Here is a 14,780-nt window from a genome sequence, read left to right as displayed (position 1 = left end):
GGGTAGTCTTTTGGGCATGACTCATAATTCTCAGGCTCACATCGGTGTTATCGGACTCGCGGTGATGGGCTCCAACCTTGCCCGCAATTTCGCCCATCACGGTCACACCGTGGCCGTTTATAACCGCACGGCGGCCAAGACCCAGGACTTCATGGCCGCCCACGGCGAGGAGGGTGCCTTCCTTCCCGCCGAGACCATCGAGGAGTTCGTGGCCTCACTGGAACGCCCGCGCCGGGCCATCATCATGGTCCAGGCCGGTGCTGCTACCGACGCCGTGATTAACCAGCTCGCGGACGCGATGGAGGAAGGCGACATCATCGTCGATGGCGGCAACGCCCTCTACACCGATACCGTGCGCCGCGAGAAGGAAATCTCCGCCCGCGGCCTGCACTTCGTGGGCACCGGCATCTCCGGCGGCGAGGAGGGCGCGCTCACCGGCCCCTCCATCATGCCGGGCGGCACCAAGGAGTCCTACGCCTCCCTGGGTCCGCTGCTAGAGGATATTTCCGCCAAGGTCGATGGCACCCCCTGCTGCACCCACATCGGCCCCGATGGCGCCGGGCACTTCGTCAAGATGGTGCACAACGGCATCGAATACGCCGATATGCAGGTGATCGGTGAGGCCTACCACCTGCTGCGTTATGCCGCAGGCCTAGAGCCCGCCGAGATTTCCCAGGTATTCCAGGAGTGGAACCAGGGCGCCCTCAACTCCTACCTCATCGAAATCACCGCCGAGGTACTCGCCCAGGTCGATGCCGCCACGGGCCGCCCGCTTATCGACGTCATCGTGGACGCCGCAGGCCAAAAGGGTACCGGCCGCTGGACGGTAAAGGCCGCCCTCGACCTGGGTATTCCCGTCACCGGCATCGGTGAGGCCGTGTTCGCCCGCGCGCTCTCCGGGGCTCGCACCCAGCGCGAGGCCGCCCGCTCCCTGCCCGCCGGTAGCCTCACCACCCTGAAGGATCTGGGCGTGGATACCCAGGGCTTCATCGAGGACGTCCGCCGCGCGCTCTACGCCTCCAAGTTGGTTTCCTATGCGCAGGGCTTCGATGAGATCAAGGCGGGCTCGGCGGAAAACGGCTGGGACGTGGACCCCCGCGATCTGGCTACTATCTGGCGCGGCGGCTGCATTATCCGCGCCAAGTTCCTCAACCGCATCGTGGAGGCCTATAACGAGAACCCCGAGGTGGAGTCCCTGCTGCTGGACCCGTACTTCAAGGGCGAGGTGGCCGATTCCCTCGATTCCTGGCGCCGCGTGGTGATTCTGGCTACCCAGCTGGGCCTGCCCATTCCGGTCTTTGCCTCCTCGCTGTCCTACTACGACAGCCTGCGTGCCGAACGTCTGCCCGCCGCACTCATCCAGGGGCAGCGCGATTACTTCGGAGCGCACACCTACGAGCGCACCGATCGCCCCGGCCACTTCCACACCCTGTGGTCCCAGGACCGCACCGAGGTGGAGGCGTAGCCTAGTATCTTACGGGTGACTTCTTTCTCCGAGCTCGGCTTGCCCGAGCCCATCACCCGTTCTTTGCGCTCCCAGGGGATCACCTCCCCCTTCCCTATTCAAGAGGCCACAATCCCGGATATTCTCGCCGGGCGTGATCTTTTGGGGCGCGGCCCCACGGGTTCGGGTAAGACCTTCGCCTTTGGTCTGCCCATGCTGGCTCTCCTGGCCGGTGCACCCTCCCGCCCCGGCCACCCACGTGGCCTGGTGCTCGTGCCCACCCGCGAGCTCGCCGCGCAGATTCGGGAGCGTTTGGCCGATCCCGCCGCTGCCCTGGGCCTGCGGGTCATCGACGTCGTGGGCGGGGTGAATATCAAGCGCCACAAGACCGCCCTGGCCGCCCCCGTGGATCTGCTCGTGGCCACCCCTGGTCGCGCCCAGGACCTCATCAATCAGCGCGCCCTCTTTTTTGATTCCGTGGAGATCACGGCCTTGGACGAGGCCGATCAAATGGCGGACATGGGCTTTTTGCCCCAGGTGCGCAAACTCCTCGACCTCACCCCCCGTGGCCAGCGCCTGCTCTTCTCGGCCACCCTCGATGGTCAGGTCAGCACCCTGGTGCAGCGCTACCTCCACGATCCCGTGGAGCACTCCACCGCCCCCGTGCAGGCAGCCGTGGATACCATGAGCCATTACGAGTTTCTGGTGGGCAGCCGCGAGGCCCGCAACGAGATCGTGCTGCGCATCGGCGCGCGCAAGGGGCGAACCATCATGTTCATGCGCACGAAGCACGGCGTGGATCGCCAGGTCAAAAAGCTCCAGCGCGCCGGTATCGCCGCCGCGGGCCTGCACGGTAATAAGGGGCAATCCACCCGCACGAGAGCCCTGGAAGGCTTTGCCGATGGCTCCGTGCCGGTGCTCGTGGCCACCGACATCGCCGCGCGCGGCATCGACATCGGGGAGGTATCCCTGGTAGTTCACGTCGATCCCCCCGCCGAGCATAAGGCCTATGTGCACCGCGCCGGGCGTACCGCCCGCGGCGGGCACAGCGGCACCGTGGTCACCCTGGTGATGGAGCAGCAGGAAAAAGAGGTGGCCCAGCTCCTGCGCAAGGCCGGGGTGGACGCACAGCAAATAACGATCACCCCCGATTCTCCGGATTTGGCTAAAATCACGGGAGCACGTGTTTCCAAGAAGAAGGCTGGCTCCTAAGCCACCATGGACATATTCATAGGTATTCTCTCTCTACTCGGCTTCATTTTGCTCACGGCCAGCACGGGGCTCTTCGTGGCCATCGAGTTTGCGCTCACCGGGGTGGAGCGCTCCACCGTAGATAGCCACGTCAAGGAGCGTGGCGACGCCTCCGCGCGCGCCGTGCAGCGGGACTTCCGCAATCTTTCCTTCGTGCTTTCCGGCGCACAGCTTGGCATCACGGTCACCACCCTGGCCACGGGTTTCCTCGCGGAGCCCATCTTGGCGCGGTATTTCACCCCCGTCCTCGAACTCGTGGGGCTTTCGGAAAGTTCCTCTTCCACCGTGGCGGTGATTCTGGCGATGATCGTTGCCACCGCCCTCTCGATGGTCTTTGGCGAGCTCGTACCTAAGAATATTGCGATCACCATGCCGCTACCGGTAGCGCGCTTCGTCGTGCATCCGGTGCACATCTTCAACACCGCCTTCAAATGGTTCATCAACTTCCTCAACGTGGCGGCTAACTGGGTGGTTCGCAGGCTCGGCATCGAGCCCGCCGATGAATTAGCCTCCGCGCGCTCCCCCCAGGAATTAGGCTCCCTGGTGCGCCACTCCGCCGGGGAGGGCGGTATCGACGCCGCCACGGCCGAGGTCTTGGAGGCCTCGCTGAAGTTCGGTGAGACCACCGCCGAGGAACTGATGACTCCCCGTTCCACCGTGGATCTCTTGCAGGCCGAGGAAAGCGTTAATCACCTCATCGCGCTCAGCCTGGATACCGGTCATTCCCGCTTTCCCGTGGTCAATGGCGATCTCGATGAGACCCTGGGCGTGGTGCACGTCAAGGATGCTTTTTCCGTTCCTTCCCAGGAGCGCCACCAGGTCACCGTGGGTTCTTTGGCCCGCAAAATACCCACGATCCCGGAATCCCTCGGCGGCGATGCCGTCCTCAAGGCCGTGCGTTCTGCGGGCTCTCAAATGGTGCTGGTGGCCGACGAGTACGGCGGCACCGCCGGAATCATCACGATCGAGGACGTCGTGGAGGAGATTCTGGGCGATGTTTACGACGAACACGATGACCAAGTAGCCGAGCGCGATTTTCAGCGCTTTGGCACTAGTTGGGAGGTCTCCGGGCTGGTGCGCACCAGTGAATTGGCCGAGGAAATTGGCTATCACGCCCCGGAGGGTCCTTACGAAACCTTGGGCGGGCTAATTATGTCCCAGATGGGCCGCATACCCCAGGTGGGCGACGTCGTAGTGCTCAGCGATGCCCAGGGGCATTGGCTGGCCCGGGTTTCCGGAATGGACGAGCGCCGCATTGACCGGGCGATTCTCACCCCGGTCACGGAGGAGGAAGCAAAGGAGTACCAGCAATGAGTATCTTTACCACCATCGCTCTCATCGCGGCTCTTCTTGCGGCCAATGCCTTCTTCGTGGCCAGCGAGTTCGCTCTCATTTCCTCGCGGCGCGATCGCGTGGAGGCTCTCATCGCCCAGGGCCGCCCCGGTGCCCAGCGGGTCTTATACGCCACCGAGCACCTTTCCATCATGCTTGCCGGGGCGCAGTTTGGTATCACCCTGTGTTCGCTGGTGCTCGGCAAGGTAGCCGAGCCCGCCGTGGCGCACTTCGTGGAAGAACCTTTCACCGCACTGGGCGTGCCCACCGATCTCATTCACCCCATCTCCTTTGTTATTGCCCTGGCGATTATCACCTTCCTGCACATTCTCTTCGGTGAGATGGTGCCCAAGAATATCGCCATTGCGGGACCGGAGACCCTGGCTTTGTGGCTGGCCCCCGGCATCATCGGCTGGGTGCGCCTCACCAAACCGATCGTGGAATTGCTCAACTGGCTGGCCCGTATCACGCTGCGTCTTTTTGGCATTGAGCAAAAGGATGAGCTGGATTCCACCGTGGATCAAAAGCAGCTGGCCTCCATGATCGCGGAGTCCCGCGCCGAGGGTTATCTTGACGCGGAGGAACACGCGCGCCTTAATAAGGCGCTCCGCTCGGAAAACCGCAGCCTCAAGGAGGTGATGATTCCGCTGGATCAGGTGCGCAGCCTGGCCTTTGGCCGCACCGGCCCCACCATCGGTGATCTAGAGCAGTTGGTGCAAGAAACAGGCTTTTCCCGCTTCCCCGTCACGGGCCGCGATGGCTCCTACCTGGGATATGTTCACGTCAAGGACGTGCTGGGCTGGATGTCCTCTTCCTCGCCCCACACCGTGATTCCCCGCACGCAGTTGCGCCCGCTCATCTTTGTCGATGGGCAGCAGCCCCTAGATGAGGCCCTGAACACGCTGCACGTGCGCTCTGCGCACATGGCCCAGGTACGCGATCGCGGCGAGCTCATCGGCATCGTGGCCTTGGAGGATCTCATCGAGGAGTACGTGGGCACGGTAACCGACTGGACCCATGAATGAGGTATCTCGAACCGCACCAGTGGCACGCAGAAATGCGCCATCACGAGGAGCGCGCCGATGATCTCACCCGCGCCCATCTAGAGCGCCGCAAGGCGGGAGAAAAGCACCCCGTCTTTGATTTCCTTTTCGATTATTACCAGGTGCGCCCCGGTCAATTGCGGAAGTGGCACCCTGGCCTGGGTACCTATTTATTGGGCGATCCGCCCCATGCCCAGTGGAAGGATTATTGCGGCGGGGGCGTCGATACGCAGGCTTTTAGCGCGCGCCGCGGCGAGGGAATAGCCAAAATTGGGGAGCTTCTTTCTCGCACCGCCACGAATCCAGCGCATTTTGATTGCTTTGGCCTGCACGAATGGGCGATGGTTTATCACGGCACCCCGCGCCACGATCTGCCGCTGCGCCTGGGCGATAAAACCAACGAGGTGGTGGAGGCCCATCAGCTGCGGTGCACGCACTACGATGCCTTCCGGTTTTTCACCCCGCCCGCGCGGCCTTTGAACCTCACGGTGCTGAGCCGCTCGCAACAGCCTGAGCATGACCAGCGCGGTTGCGTTCATGCCACGATGGATCTGTACAAGTGGGCGCACAAGCTCGGCCCCCTGGTGCCAGGGGATTTGCTGCTGGATACCTTTGAGCTCGCCCGCCGCGCGCGGATTCTGGATATGGAGGCCTCCCCCTATGATGTGCGCGGTTTGGGCTTTGGGGTTGTGCCCATTGAGACAACCGAGGGCAAGGCGGAATATGTGCGCAGGCAGCGCGAGCTTTCCCACAGCGCCGCACCGCTGCGCGCGGCGTTGCTCAAGATTGTCTTAGCGGTCAAAGACGCTAAACTTCTACCTAAAAGCGAGACTAGCTAAGGGAGGACTTCCGGGTGCCGGGTCAACACAGGTCAGAAACAAAGAGTCATGGTGCGGTGATTACTACCATCATCGTCATCATCCTCGTCATTGCCGCCGTCATCTGGTGGTTGTTCTACCACAAGGATGATTCCTCCAATTCTTCCCAGGCTGAGGGCACCTGCGCAGAAACCGTCACCCTGCCCGTAGCCGAGCAGTATCCCGGTGCCGCGGATATGTTCTTGAGGGATTTCTCCGCCGAGTGCGTTCACCCCGAGCTCGTTGATTCCCCGGCTCAGGCCGCCCTCTACATCGGGGTGGATTCCGCCATTACCGACGCCATCCTCGTCGAGCAGGGCCGCGCCCGCGCCGAGGGCAGCGCTCCCAAGGTGGTGGGCAGCACCCCCGTGGGGTTGAGCACCCCGCAGGCCCTTGAGGACGTCACCGCCGTGGACCCCCAAGCGGTGTATTACGGCCAGGATCCCGCCGTGGCCCAGGCCGCCGCGCAGGCCCTCACCAATGATCCCGAGCAGGCCACGGTGCTCGCCGCCCGCGATGCCCAGACACCCGCCCCCGAGGACCCGGCCACCGCTACTGCTGTCACCGCCCTCACCAACCCCGAGGGCCGTATCTTCACCGCCCTGCCGGGTGCAGAGTTGGACTTCGCCGCCATCGCGCTGAATCCCGTTGAGGGCGTCTCCCAGGAGGCTATCGACGCCGCCGCTGCCGCCACGAATCCGCAGCAGCAACAACAAGGCGAGGGCGAAGAACAACAGCCGCAGGATCAACAGCCCGCTCAGGCGCAGACTCTCTTCCTCCTCGATACGTCCGAGCAGATGGTTCCCCATTTTGATGCCGCCCGTGCCGCTCTTGCTTCCGAGGCCAACGCTCTCAATCAGCCCGTGGCGCTGTGGAACTACTCTTCCCCGCTCAACCCCGGTGTGACTCGCCCCTGGCGCGATAACGTACAGTTCGGCCCCGCCGAAAGCATCATGCCCGTCCTCGATAACTTCGGCACCGGCGGTATCCCGCTCACCCGCACCTCCGTGCTAGCCGCGCTGCGCACCGCCGCCGAGCAGGCTCAGACCACGGGGCAGCCCGCTCGCGTAGTGCTCTTTACCTCCGGTACCTCCCCCGAGGATGTCGATGACGCCGCCTTTGGCCGCCAGCTCGCCGCCAGCCTAGAAAACCCCCAGATCACCCTAGAGGTTGTGCAGGCAGGCGATCAGACAGATCCGATCCTTGCCGAGCAGGCGGATTCCACCCGAACCCTCTAGAACCCCCGAAGAACCTTCTTAAAACTAGGAGGACTTGCGCGCCCGGCGGCGGGCCGCGAGTTCATCCACGGCGATAACGTTGCCTTCCTCCACGATCCTCTCGGAGGGGAAGGCGGCGATGGTGCCCGAGAGTTCCTTGACGATCCCCGGCACCGCAATGCCAAAGACGCCCTGCCCCCCACCGAGCAGGTCAATCACCTCATTGGCGGAGTGACATTCATACACGGTGGTTCCATCGGAAACCAGGGTGATCTCCGCAATGTCATCCACACCGCGATCGCGCAGGCGCTCCACGGCCAGGCGGATATTCTGCAAGGAAATGCCGGTATCCAGCAGCCGCTTCACAATCTTAAGCACCAAAATATCGCGGAAGGAATACAGGCGCTGCGAGCCCGAGCCCTGCGCCCCGCGGATGGAGGGCTTCACTAAGTTCGTCCGCGCCCAATAATCCAGCTGGCGGTACGTAATCCCGGCCACCTGGCAGGCGATCGGCACACGGTAGCCCACCTCTTCCCCCGGTCCAAGGTCGAAGAGTGATTCCTGCACAGGACGATCCTGGTTGTTGCTCACCGTCGTACTCCAATGATGTGTTGATCTTGGCGCGCGTATCACGCTCTATTCAATGCCAAGGTTATCCCAAGGTCAAGCGCGTCACGTGCGACACGCCCAAAACTTAAACCTCAAGTTGAAGTTTAAACCTAAGTTTCACCATTGTCATCTTTAGTCACATCCGTGTCACCAAAGAGATCCGACTCGGAAACACCCAGTTCCCTCATCATGCGCTCAAAATCGGCATCCGCCTGCGCATCGCCCGAGGCCGATTCCCCTTCTTCCCTCTCTTCCTCCGGCGCTCCAAAGCTCACACCCAAATATTCTTGCAAGGCATCGTCGGAGATAAAGAAGGAAAACTGCGTGAGCACATCATCATCCACATAAAAAGGAAGTTCCAGCGCCTGGGCCACCATCAGGGCATCCGAGGGGCGTGCATCAATCTCCGTGCCATCGTGGAGAGTAATCGTGGCAATAAAGACCCCCTCGAAGGCGCTGGTTATTCCCACCTCGGAAACCCTGTCTTGTAGGGACTCGATGAGGAGGTCAATGGTACCGGGACGGCGCGGCTCATACCCCACCGAACGAGCCTCCATCTCCGCCGCGGCTAAAGGCGAAATCCACAGGGGCAGCACGCGGTTGCGCTCAACCCAGCGCAACACCACGCAATAGAAATCCTCCGGCCCCGTGCTATGTACGCCGTGAAACTCAACGGAACTCATCGCGCAGCGCCTTCTTAAACAAAGAGGCATGCAGGGAAACCACCAGAGCACTCATCTGCTGGCTCATCTCCTCGGCCTGCTGCTTGGCGCTCTCCGAGCGGGACTTAGCCACGGGACCCGCCACCTGGCCGATCAGGTCAGCCTGGCGGCGCGCGGCATTGCGCAGGGAACGCAGATGACGCTCATCAAAGCCAAAAGCCTTCAAGGCCTCTGCGTTGCTCACCACGGTGACATCATCGGCATTAAACATTCCGGCGGCATCCGGGCTAATCAATTTCGCAGCGATGCAATCCTCCACCACGGAGGCCGAGACTCCCGCTTTGCGGGCAACCTCCTCATCGGTGAGGCGGAAAGGCGAGCTACGGAAGTTCTCCGGGGAAACCAGCGAATGTGAAATCGCGGTTACCTGCCCGGAATCCATAGCCTCAAGCTGCTCGCGGATAACCTTGAGCGGCAGGTAATTATCGCGCTGCATGGTGAGGATGTAGCGCAGGCGCTCCACGTCCTCATCGGTAAAGCGACGGTAACCCGAGGATGTGCGCTGAGGCATCACCAATCCCTCGGATTCCAGGAATCGAATCTTCGATACGGTGACGTCGGGAAATTCTTGACGCAACCGATCGAGAACGACGCCAATGGACATCGTCTTTTTTGGCTTTGACGCAGCCGCAGCCTTACTTACAGCGCTCATACAATGAAAAAAGGGTTACTCGGAGGCGGAGAGATAGACCAGACGGAACTTGCCAATCTGAATCTCATCGCCGGTGGACAGGGTCTCGGAGTTGCGGGGCTCACGGTTGACGTAGGTGCCGTTGAGAGATCCCACATCTACTACTTCGTATTCTCCCTCATCGGTGAGGCGAAACTCCGCGTGGCGGCGAGAAACAGTCACGTCATCGAGGAAAATATCGGACTCCGGGTGGCGGCCCGCCGTCGTGGTGGCCTGATCCAGCAAAAACCTGGCACCGGCATTGGGGCCTCGCTTAACCACAAGAAGGGCCGAACCCTTCGGAAGATTCTCCGCACTCACGGTGGCGGGAGCCCCCGATTCCATCTCCTTGAGCAGGTCGGCACGGAAAACCGAGGTGGTTTCCACCTGCGGCTGACCGATCCCGGTGTTCTCGCTCATGTCTCATCCTCCACTTGTTGGGTAAACGCTAACTACACATCATAGCGATGTCCATCCGATGTTGATGCTACCGGAAGATATTGCCAATGCCCCGCACAACGGAATTACCACCCGCCAGGGGATTATCGGAAACCATATACGTCCACGTGGCCGAAGGCCTCGCCAAACCGTAATCCTCCAGATACGCCCCTGTTTCGTCAATACGCACTTCATTAAAAGTCTCCACCGCCGCGTCCACGGCCCGCTGTGCCAATTCCTTGAACTCGCGCACCGCAATGCGGTGGTACTCGTCTAGCGGAGTCTCCCGGGCGATGGCGCGCAGGTGAATGGACTCGCGCACATCGTCCATGAGGGCCAGGTGATCGGCCCACGCGGAATCCAGGTGGTAGAGCATGATCTGGCGCGCGGCCTTCTCCCGCGAGCCCAATCCGGCGATCTCCTCCGCGCGTTCCGGGGCTCGCTGCGATAGTTCCTGCCAGGCCTGATCGGTGTCGAGCAGCCGGGCACGGCGGGCGTCGATAATCTCGCGCTGATCGGCCAGGAGTTTGTTGTATTTCCAGGTCTGCGCGTGAATCTCTAGCAGCTGCCCCTCCGTTACTCGCTGGCAGTGCTCAATAAAATCCCGCACCCGCTTTTGCTCGATGCGGCCCTGACTATCGGGCTGCGCGGTGATCTGCTCCCCGGCCCCACCCGTGGCCACCACATCATCTTCTAAGGAAACGAAGAAGAGGGAAAGACCCGGGTCCCCCTGCCGCCCAGCGCGTCCTCGGAGCTGATTGTCCAGGCGCGAAGATCGGTGCCGCGAGGTGCCAATCACCGCCAGGCCCTCCATGGCTCCCTCGCCAAGGCGAATATCGGTGCCGCGCCCGGCCATCTGGGTGGATACGGTCACGCGCCCCACCTGCCCGGCCTGGGCGATGATTCCGGCCTCCTCGGCGTCGTTCTTGGCATTGAGCACCGCCACCTCGATACCGCGTGCCACCAGTGCCTCGGCCAGGGCCTCGGATTCGGCCACGTCTTGGGTTCCCACCAGAATCGGCTGCCCGGTGGCGTGAAGGAGGGCGATTTCCTCCACGATGGCGGCGTTCTTTTCCTTCATGGTGGCGTAAATGCGATCTGCCTCATCAAAGCGGCGCAGGGGTTTTTCCCGCTCGATCACGGAAACGCGCAGGTCATAGAACTGTCGCAACTGGTCTGTGGCCTCTACCGCCGTGCCGGTCATGCCGCACACCAGGGGGTAGCGTCCCATGAGCGCCTGAAGGGTGATCGTATCGAGGATCTTGCCGCCCTCGGTCACGCTCAGCCCTTCCTTGGCTTCCACAGCGGCCTGCAAGCCATCCGGCCAGCGTTGGAGGTCGGCCACGCGGCCGCGGGAGGCGTCGATAAGCTGTACCTTGCCCTCGCGCACGATGTAGTGCACGTCGCGGTGCAGCAGGGCTTGCGCGTGCAGGGCCAGATTCACCTGTACGAGCGTGCTGCCCACGTGCTCGTCGTCGTAGAGGCTCTCAATTCCTAGGGCGCGCTCTACCTTGTGTGCACCCTGATCGGTGAGGAATACGTTGCGTTTGTCCTCGTCGGTGGTGTAATCCTCTTTTTCTTTCAGGCCGCGTACCACACCGGTGATCTGCCCCGTGGGCGCGGCACCGGGTTGGTTTCCCGCCAGTACCAGGGGCACCAGGGCCTCATCTACCAGAACGGAATCGGCCTCGTCCACCAGCGCGACGTCGGCGGGGGCCTGCACGGCCTCGGAGCGATCCACGATTTGCTGATCGCGCAGCACGTCAAAGCCGATCTCATTGACGGGTCCGTAGACCACATCGCGGCCATAGACCTCGCGCCGCTGCTCGGGCGATAATGCCTCGGCAATCGCGCCCACGCTCACGTCGAAGAACTCCACGAGGGGGCGCATCCACTCGGCGTCGCGCTGCGCCAGGTAATCGTTGACCGTTATCACGTGCACGCGCTTGCCCATGAGCGCAAAGCCCGTGGCCGCCATCGCGCCCACCAGGGTTTTTCCCTCGCCGGTGGCCATGTGCACCACATCGCCTTCCAGCAGGCGCAGCACCGCCTGGGATTGCACGTTAAAAGGCGTCATGCCCAGGGTACGCTGCGAGGCCTCCCCTAGTACCGCAAGGAACTCCACGGGGTCTTTGAGCTCGCCGCCGGAGAGCGCGGCGCGGGCGCGTTCGTTGAGTTCCTGCTGGCTACATTCGGCTAGTTCGGCTCCGCGCTCCGCCGCGTCATTCGTAATGGCGATGCTGCGCTTCTGGTTCCGGCTCGATCCCGAGCCCATAGCTTTCCAGAACCAGTCAAATGCGCCCATGAGGTGCTGCCTTCCCTAGCGTTCGGTTTACGACCCCCATATTCTAGTGAAAATGCAATCCCCACACGTCACCCTCCCCTTTAGTACCGGCACGCTGGATACTCCCGAACAACCCCGCGCCTATGCCATCATGGCGCATTGCTTCGCCGGGTCCACGCGCACCCTGGCCACCGCGCGGATCAGCAAGCGCCTCGCCCAGCACGGCATCGCCACGCTGCGGTTTAATTTCTCCTCCCTCCTACTCAGCGAGAACATCTCCGAGGTGCGCAAGGCCGCCGCCTGGCTCACCGAGCATTACGACGCCCCGAGCCTGCTCGTGGGACATTCCCTCGGCGGGGCGGCGGTACTGCGTGCCGGTATCGACGCCCCCGTAGTCACCGTGAGCAGCCCCGACGATCCCTACCGCTCCATTCAGCCCTATATCAGTGGCGATACCGCCACCATCACGGGCTATACCGTGAATCTCCCCGAGGGGTTCCTCCACGACCTCGCCTCCTACCCGCCCATCGCCGCAGAAAATCCGCTGCTGGTGCTCCACTCCCCGCAGGATGAGGTGGTGCCCTTTGCCGAGGCCGAATCCCTCTTCCAGCGTGCGGCCAATAAATCGCTCGTGAGCCTCAACCAGGCCAACCACATGCTCACCACGCGACATTCCGCTCAGCGCGCCGCAGACCTCATCAATACCTGGTTTGAACTGGCGATTTAATAATCGAAGCACACTGCTGTAACCTCTTTCTCGTTGCAGATAATGCAGCGGCGGACTGTGGCGCAGTTTGGCAGCGCACTACACTGGGGGTGTAGGGGTCGCAGGTTCAAATCCTGTCAGTCCGACTCTTCTTAAAGCGCGGCCCGAGGGCCGCGCTTTTCTTTTCCTTCAGAGTCATCAGCGCGATAGGACTCTAGGGCGTGGCCCGCCCAGGAGCGGCTGGCCTATATGGAGGCCAAGCGCGCTCACGATGAGGCCATAGCCTCCAGTGGCTTCCCCGATACCACTAATCCTGGGACGTGGCCCGCAACACGATCTTGCCCTGGGTATGCCCGCTCTCCAGAGCCCGGTGAGCCTCGGCAGCGTTCTTGAGGTCAAAGACCTCGCTCACCGTGGGCAGCAGCACTCCCCGCCCGGCGAGGTCTATCACTCCTTCTAACCACTCGCGCTGCGTGCGCACGTGGGTGGCGGCAAAGCGCACCCCGGCCGCCTTTACTTTCTCTTCAACATCGGCGGAACCCGCACCCAGAGAGATCAGTATTCCACCCTTCTTCACGGCCTTGAGCGCCGCTTCAAAGGAACCCGGAGCCAGGCTGTACACCACGTCCACGGGTTCAATGGCGGCCATCGCCTGCGCGTCATGGTAGTCCACGGTCTCATATGCGCCCAGGCCGCGCAACCATTCGTGCTTTTGCTCGCTAGCAATGGCCACCACCGTAGCCCCAGGTGGTGAGCCAATTGCACCGCCAGGTGTCCCACACCGCCACCGGCTCCTGTGATGAGCACCCGCTGTCCCTCCTCCACCACGGTGGTGTCCTGGAAGGCCTGCCAGGCGGTCATGGCCGCCAGGGGCAACGCAGCCGCCGCCTCATCGCTAAGATTCTCGGGGACCGGCACCAGGTTGTCCGCCGGTACCACCGCACTGCTGGCATAGGCTCCGCCCTCCTGCGGAAAGCGCACCAGGCCGCATACCCGCTGGCCTAACGCGAGATTCACCCCTTCTCCCACGACCTCCACGGTGCCGGAAAGATCCCAACCCAGGGTGTAAGGCAAGGTCATCAACCCCGCCATGCCGCCGCCATTGCGGGTCATAATGTCAATGGGATTGACCCCGGCGTAAGAAACCTTCACCAACACCTCATCGGCCCCTGGGTTTTCTGGCTCAGATTCCACTACTTCCAGCGTTTCAGGCCCGCCAAAGCGGTGCTGAATAACCTTCATCGCTATTCCCTTTCCACTCCAAAGAACTCCAGCACCGTGTCGCTGGCAAAGTGCTTTGGCACCGTCTCGTTGAGGTCGTCGGGGTTGCCGCCCCAAATATGCACGCCCCCGTAAATCGTGTAGAACTCCGTGCGGGCATCGCAGCCCTGCCACACGGTGCGCTCGATGGTATCGCTCACCGGTTTAGTGATGGCCTCTCGGCACTGATTGCGCTCCACGTCGGCTTCGCGGGCCTCCGCGATGGAATAATAACGAGTCCCGTGGCGTATTCCGCCCTCAAAGTTCATCACCTGATCGGCCGTGCCGTGAATCGCCAATGTGGGCATGGGGGCAGTGGAACATCCGTAGCGGATACCCTCGTAATTGGCTGAGGATATGGAGGCCACGGCCTTAATCACGTCGTTGACCCGGCACCCCAGGAGCGTCGCAAAGCCACCGCCGTTGGACATGCCCGCGACGAACACTCGTTCTCGGTTGATGGAATAGGTCACTTCAAGCCGCCCTATGATGTCACGCACCAAGGCCTCATCGCCCCTGTTGTCGTTGGTCTGGGCATAGGGTCCCCCGCCCCAGGCGCGCATGAGTCCATCCGGGTACACCACGATGGCCTCGGTATTATCCATTTCCGCGTAATCCCGCATGAGGGCGGCATTTTCCTGCCAGCCGTGGAACATGAAGATCACGGGATAGCCCTTTTCCGGGGCCGGGGTGGTGGGCATGGAAAGAATCATGGACCGCTGCATTCCCGCCGAGGACATCGCAATCACGGAGCTCTCCCCCAGGGGTGTCTCCTGGAAGGGCTCATAGGCCACAGCGGTTTCTTCCTCGTCCTTCATAGAAGCGAGTCCCACCAGAGACAATCCCGCAAGAATACCCACGGCAACAAGCGCTACGACGGCTCGTAGTCGTTTCATTCCTGCCACACCCACCCATCTACTTCCTGTCCGAGATTGCTCGACTCGCCG

The 14,780-nt window shown here is 62.2% G+C and carries 15 protein-coding genes and 1 tRNA gene; 8 read left to right on the top strand and 8 right to left on the bottom strand.

Translation table 11 applies throughout. The features are described from left to right. Positions 1-16: 16 nt before the first annotated feature. The 6 genes from gndA to Clow_RS08840 are packed head-to-tail and all read left to right on the top strand — an operon-like array spanning position 17 to position 7,165. Positions 17-1,465 carry an NADP-dependent phosphogluconate dehydrogenase gene (gene gndA / locus Clow_RS08865; protein WP_055178433.1) on the top strand — a complete coding sequence of 483 codons (1,449 nt, stop codon included), beginning with the start codon at positions 17-19 and terminating at the stop codon, positions 1,463-1,465. Positions 1,466-1,480: 15 nt separating this feature from the next. Then, complete coding sequence (locus Clow_RS08860) at positions 1,481-2,656, top strand: DEAD/DEAH box helicase (protein ID WP_055178432.1); 1,176 nt, start codon at positions 1,481-1,483, stop codon at positions 2,654-2,656. Between the two features lie 6 nt (positions 2,657-2,662). Beyond that, a complete protein-coding gene (locus tag Clow_RS08855) occupies positions 2,663-4,009 on the top strand; it encodes a hemolysin family protein (RefSeq protein ID WP_055178431.1) in 1,347 nt (448 codons plus the stop codon). Further along, complete coding sequence (locus Clow_RS08850) at positions 4,006-5,052, top strand: hemolysin family protein (RefSeq protein ID WP_055178430.1); 1,047 nt, start codon at positions 4,006-4,008, stop codon at positions 5,050-5,052. Before Clow_RS08855 ends, Clow_RS08850 begins: the two co-directional genes overlap by 4 nt. Next, the gene (locus Clow_RS08845; RefSeq protein ID WP_055178429.1) at positions 5,049-5,909 is read left to right on the top strand and encodes a hypothetical protein; all 861 of its coding nucleotides are present in this window, start codon (positions 5,049-5,051) and stop codon (positions 5,907-5,909) included. The genes Clow_RS08850 and Clow_RS08845 overlap by 4 nt, the downstream gene beginning before the upstream one ends. Before the next feature lie 56 nt (positions 5,910-5,965). Next, positions 5,966-7,165 carry a vWA domain-containing protein gene (locus Clow_RS08840; protein ID WP_055178428.1) on the top strand — a complete coding sequence of 400 codons (1,200 nt, stop codon included), beginning with the start codon at positions 5,966-5,968 and terminating at the stop codon, positions 7,163-7,165. Between the two features lie 24 nt (positions 7,166-7,189). On the opposite strand, the gene Clow_RS08835 is transcribed toward Clow_RS08840, so the two are convergent. From Clow_RS08835 to secA2, 5 genes are all read right to left on the bottom strand, one after another. After that, positions 7,190-7,735, bottom strand: coding sequence for a MerR family transcriptional regulator (locus tag Clow_RS08835; protein WP_055178427.1), 546 nt, complete (start codon positions 7,733-7,735; stop codon positions 7,190-7,192). A gap of 128 nt (positions 7,736-7,863) precedes the next feature. Next, positions 7,864-8,436: a bifunctional nuclease family protein gene (locus Clow_RS08830; protein ID WP_055178426.1), complete on the bottom strand. Its 573-nt coding sequence runs from the start codon at positions 8,434-8,436 to the stop codon at positions 7,864-7,866. Next, positions 8,423-9,079 carry a transcriptional regulator FtsR gene (ftsR, locus tag Clow_RS08825; protein ID WP_156334846.1) on the bottom strand — a complete coding sequence of 219 codons (657 nt, stop codon included), beginning with the start codon at positions 9,077-9,079 and terminating at the stop codon, positions 8,423-8,425. The genes Clow_RS08830 and ftsR overlap by 14 nt, the downstream gene beginning before the upstream one ends. Before the next feature lie 63 nt (positions 9,080-9,142). After that, positions 9,143-9,565: an oxoglutarate dehydrogenase inhibitor Odhl gene (gene odhI / locus Clow_RS08820; protein WP_055178424.1), complete on the bottom strand. Its 423-nt coding sequence runs from the start codon at positions 9,563-9,565 to the stop codon at positions 9,143-9,145. 67 nt (positions 9,566-9,632) lie between these two features. After that, on the bottom strand, positions 9,633-11,888 hold the full coding sequence (gene secA2, locus Clow_RS08815) for an accessory Sec system translocase SecA2 (protein WP_055178423.1): 2,256 nt from the start codon (positions 11,886-11,888) through the stop codon (positions 9,633-9,635). A gap of 52 nt (positions 11,889-11,940) precedes the next feature. Here secA2 and Clow_RS08810 point away from each other — a divergent pair, with 52 nt between their 5' ends. Beyond that, on the top strand, positions 11,941-12,594 hold the full coding sequence (locus Clow_RS08810; RefSeq protein ID WP_055178422.1) for an alpha/beta hydrolase family protein: 654 nt from the start codon (positions 11,941-11,943) through the stop codon (positions 12,592-12,594). Between the two features lie 51 nt (positions 12,595-12,645). Then, positions 12,646-12,719: transfer RNA gene (locus Clow_RS08805), tRNA-Pro, on the top strand. Between the two features lie 161 nt (positions 12,720-12,880). On the opposite strand, the gene Clow_RS11830 is transcribed toward Clow_RS08805, so the two are convergent. Genes Clow_RS11830 through Clow_RS08790 form a run of 3 tightly spaced genes read right to left on the bottom strand, consistent with a single transcriptional unit; the run spans position 12,881 to position 14,729 of the window. After that, a complete protein-coding gene (locus tag Clow_RS11830) occupies positions 12,881-13,222 on the bottom strand; it encodes a zinc-binding dehydrogenase (protein WP_082418622.1) in 342 nt (113 codons plus the stop codon). After that, positions 13,147-13,815 (bottom strand): quinone oxidoreductase family protein, encoded by a 669-nt coding sequence (locus tag Clow_RS11205; RefSeq protein WP_082418621.1) that lies wholly within the window; start codon positions 13,813-13,815, stop codon positions 13,147-13,149. Before Clow_RS11205 ends, Clow_RS11830 begins: the two co-directional genes overlap by 76 nt. Before the next feature lie 2 nt (positions 13,816-13,817). Beyond that, positions 13,818-14,729 (bottom strand): CE1 family esterase, encoded by a 912-nt coding sequence (locus Clow_RS08790; protein ID WP_082418620.1) that lies wholly within the window; start codon positions 14,727-14,729, stop codon positions 13,818-13,820. Positions 14,730-14,780: the final 51 nt, after the last annotated feature.

The organism is Corynebacterium lowii (assembly GCF_001412085.1).
GTDB classification, from domain to species: Bacteria; Actinomycetota; Actinomycetes; order Mycobacteriales; family Mycobacteriaceae; genus Corynebacterium; species Corynebacterium lowii.
The sequence above is the reverse complement of the archived record's forward strand: the minus strand, read 5'-3'. Positions and strand labels throughout refer to the sequence as shown.

Coding starts and splice junctions, on each gene's coding strand:
- gndA (WP_055178433.1), top strand. CDS start 17: ATGACTCATAATTCTCAGGCTCACATCGGTGTTATCGGACTCGCGGTG.
- Clow_RS08855 (WP_055178431.1), top strand. CDS start 2,663: ATGGACATATTCATAGGTATTCTCTCTCTACTCGGCTTCATTTTGCTC.
- Clow_RS08850 (WP_055178430.1), top strand. CDS start 4,006: ATGAGTATCTTTACCACCATCGCTCTCATCGCGGCTCTTCTTGCGGCC.
- Clow_RS08845 (WP_055178429.1), top strand. CDS start 5,049: ATGAGGTATCTCGAACCGCACCAGTGGCACGCAGAAATGCGCCATCAC.
- Clow_RS08830 (WP_055178426.1), bottom strand. CDS start 8,436: ATGAGTTCCGTTGAGTTTCACGGCGTACATAGCACGGGGCCGGAGGAT.
- ftsR (WP_156334846.1), bottom strand. CDS start 9,079: ATGTCCATTGGCGTCGTTCTCGATCGGTTGCGTCAAGAATTTCCCGAC.
- odhI (WP_055178424.1), bottom strand. CDS start 9,565: ATGAGCGAGAACACCGGGATCGGTCAGCCGCAGGTGGAAACCACCTCG.
- secA2 (WP_055178423.1), bottom strand. CDS start 11,888: ATGGGCGCATTTGACTGGTTCTGGAAAGCTATGGGCTCGGGATCGAGC.
- Clow_RS08810 (WP_055178422.1), top strand. CDS start 11,941: ATGCAATCCCCACACGTCACCCTCCCCTTTAGTACCGGCACGCTGGAT.
- Clow_RS11830 (WP_082418622.1), bottom strand. CDS start 13,222: ATGGCCGCCATTGAACCCGTGGACGTGGTGTACAGCCTGGCTCCGGGT.
- Clow_RS11205 (WP_082418621.1), bottom strand. CDS start 13,815: ATGAAGGTTATTCAGCACCGCTTTGGCGGGCCTGAAACGCTGGAAGTA.
- Clow_RS08790 (WP_082418620.1), bottom strand. CDS start 14,729: ATGAAACGACTACGAGCCGTCGTAGCGCTTGTTGCCGTGGGTATTCTT.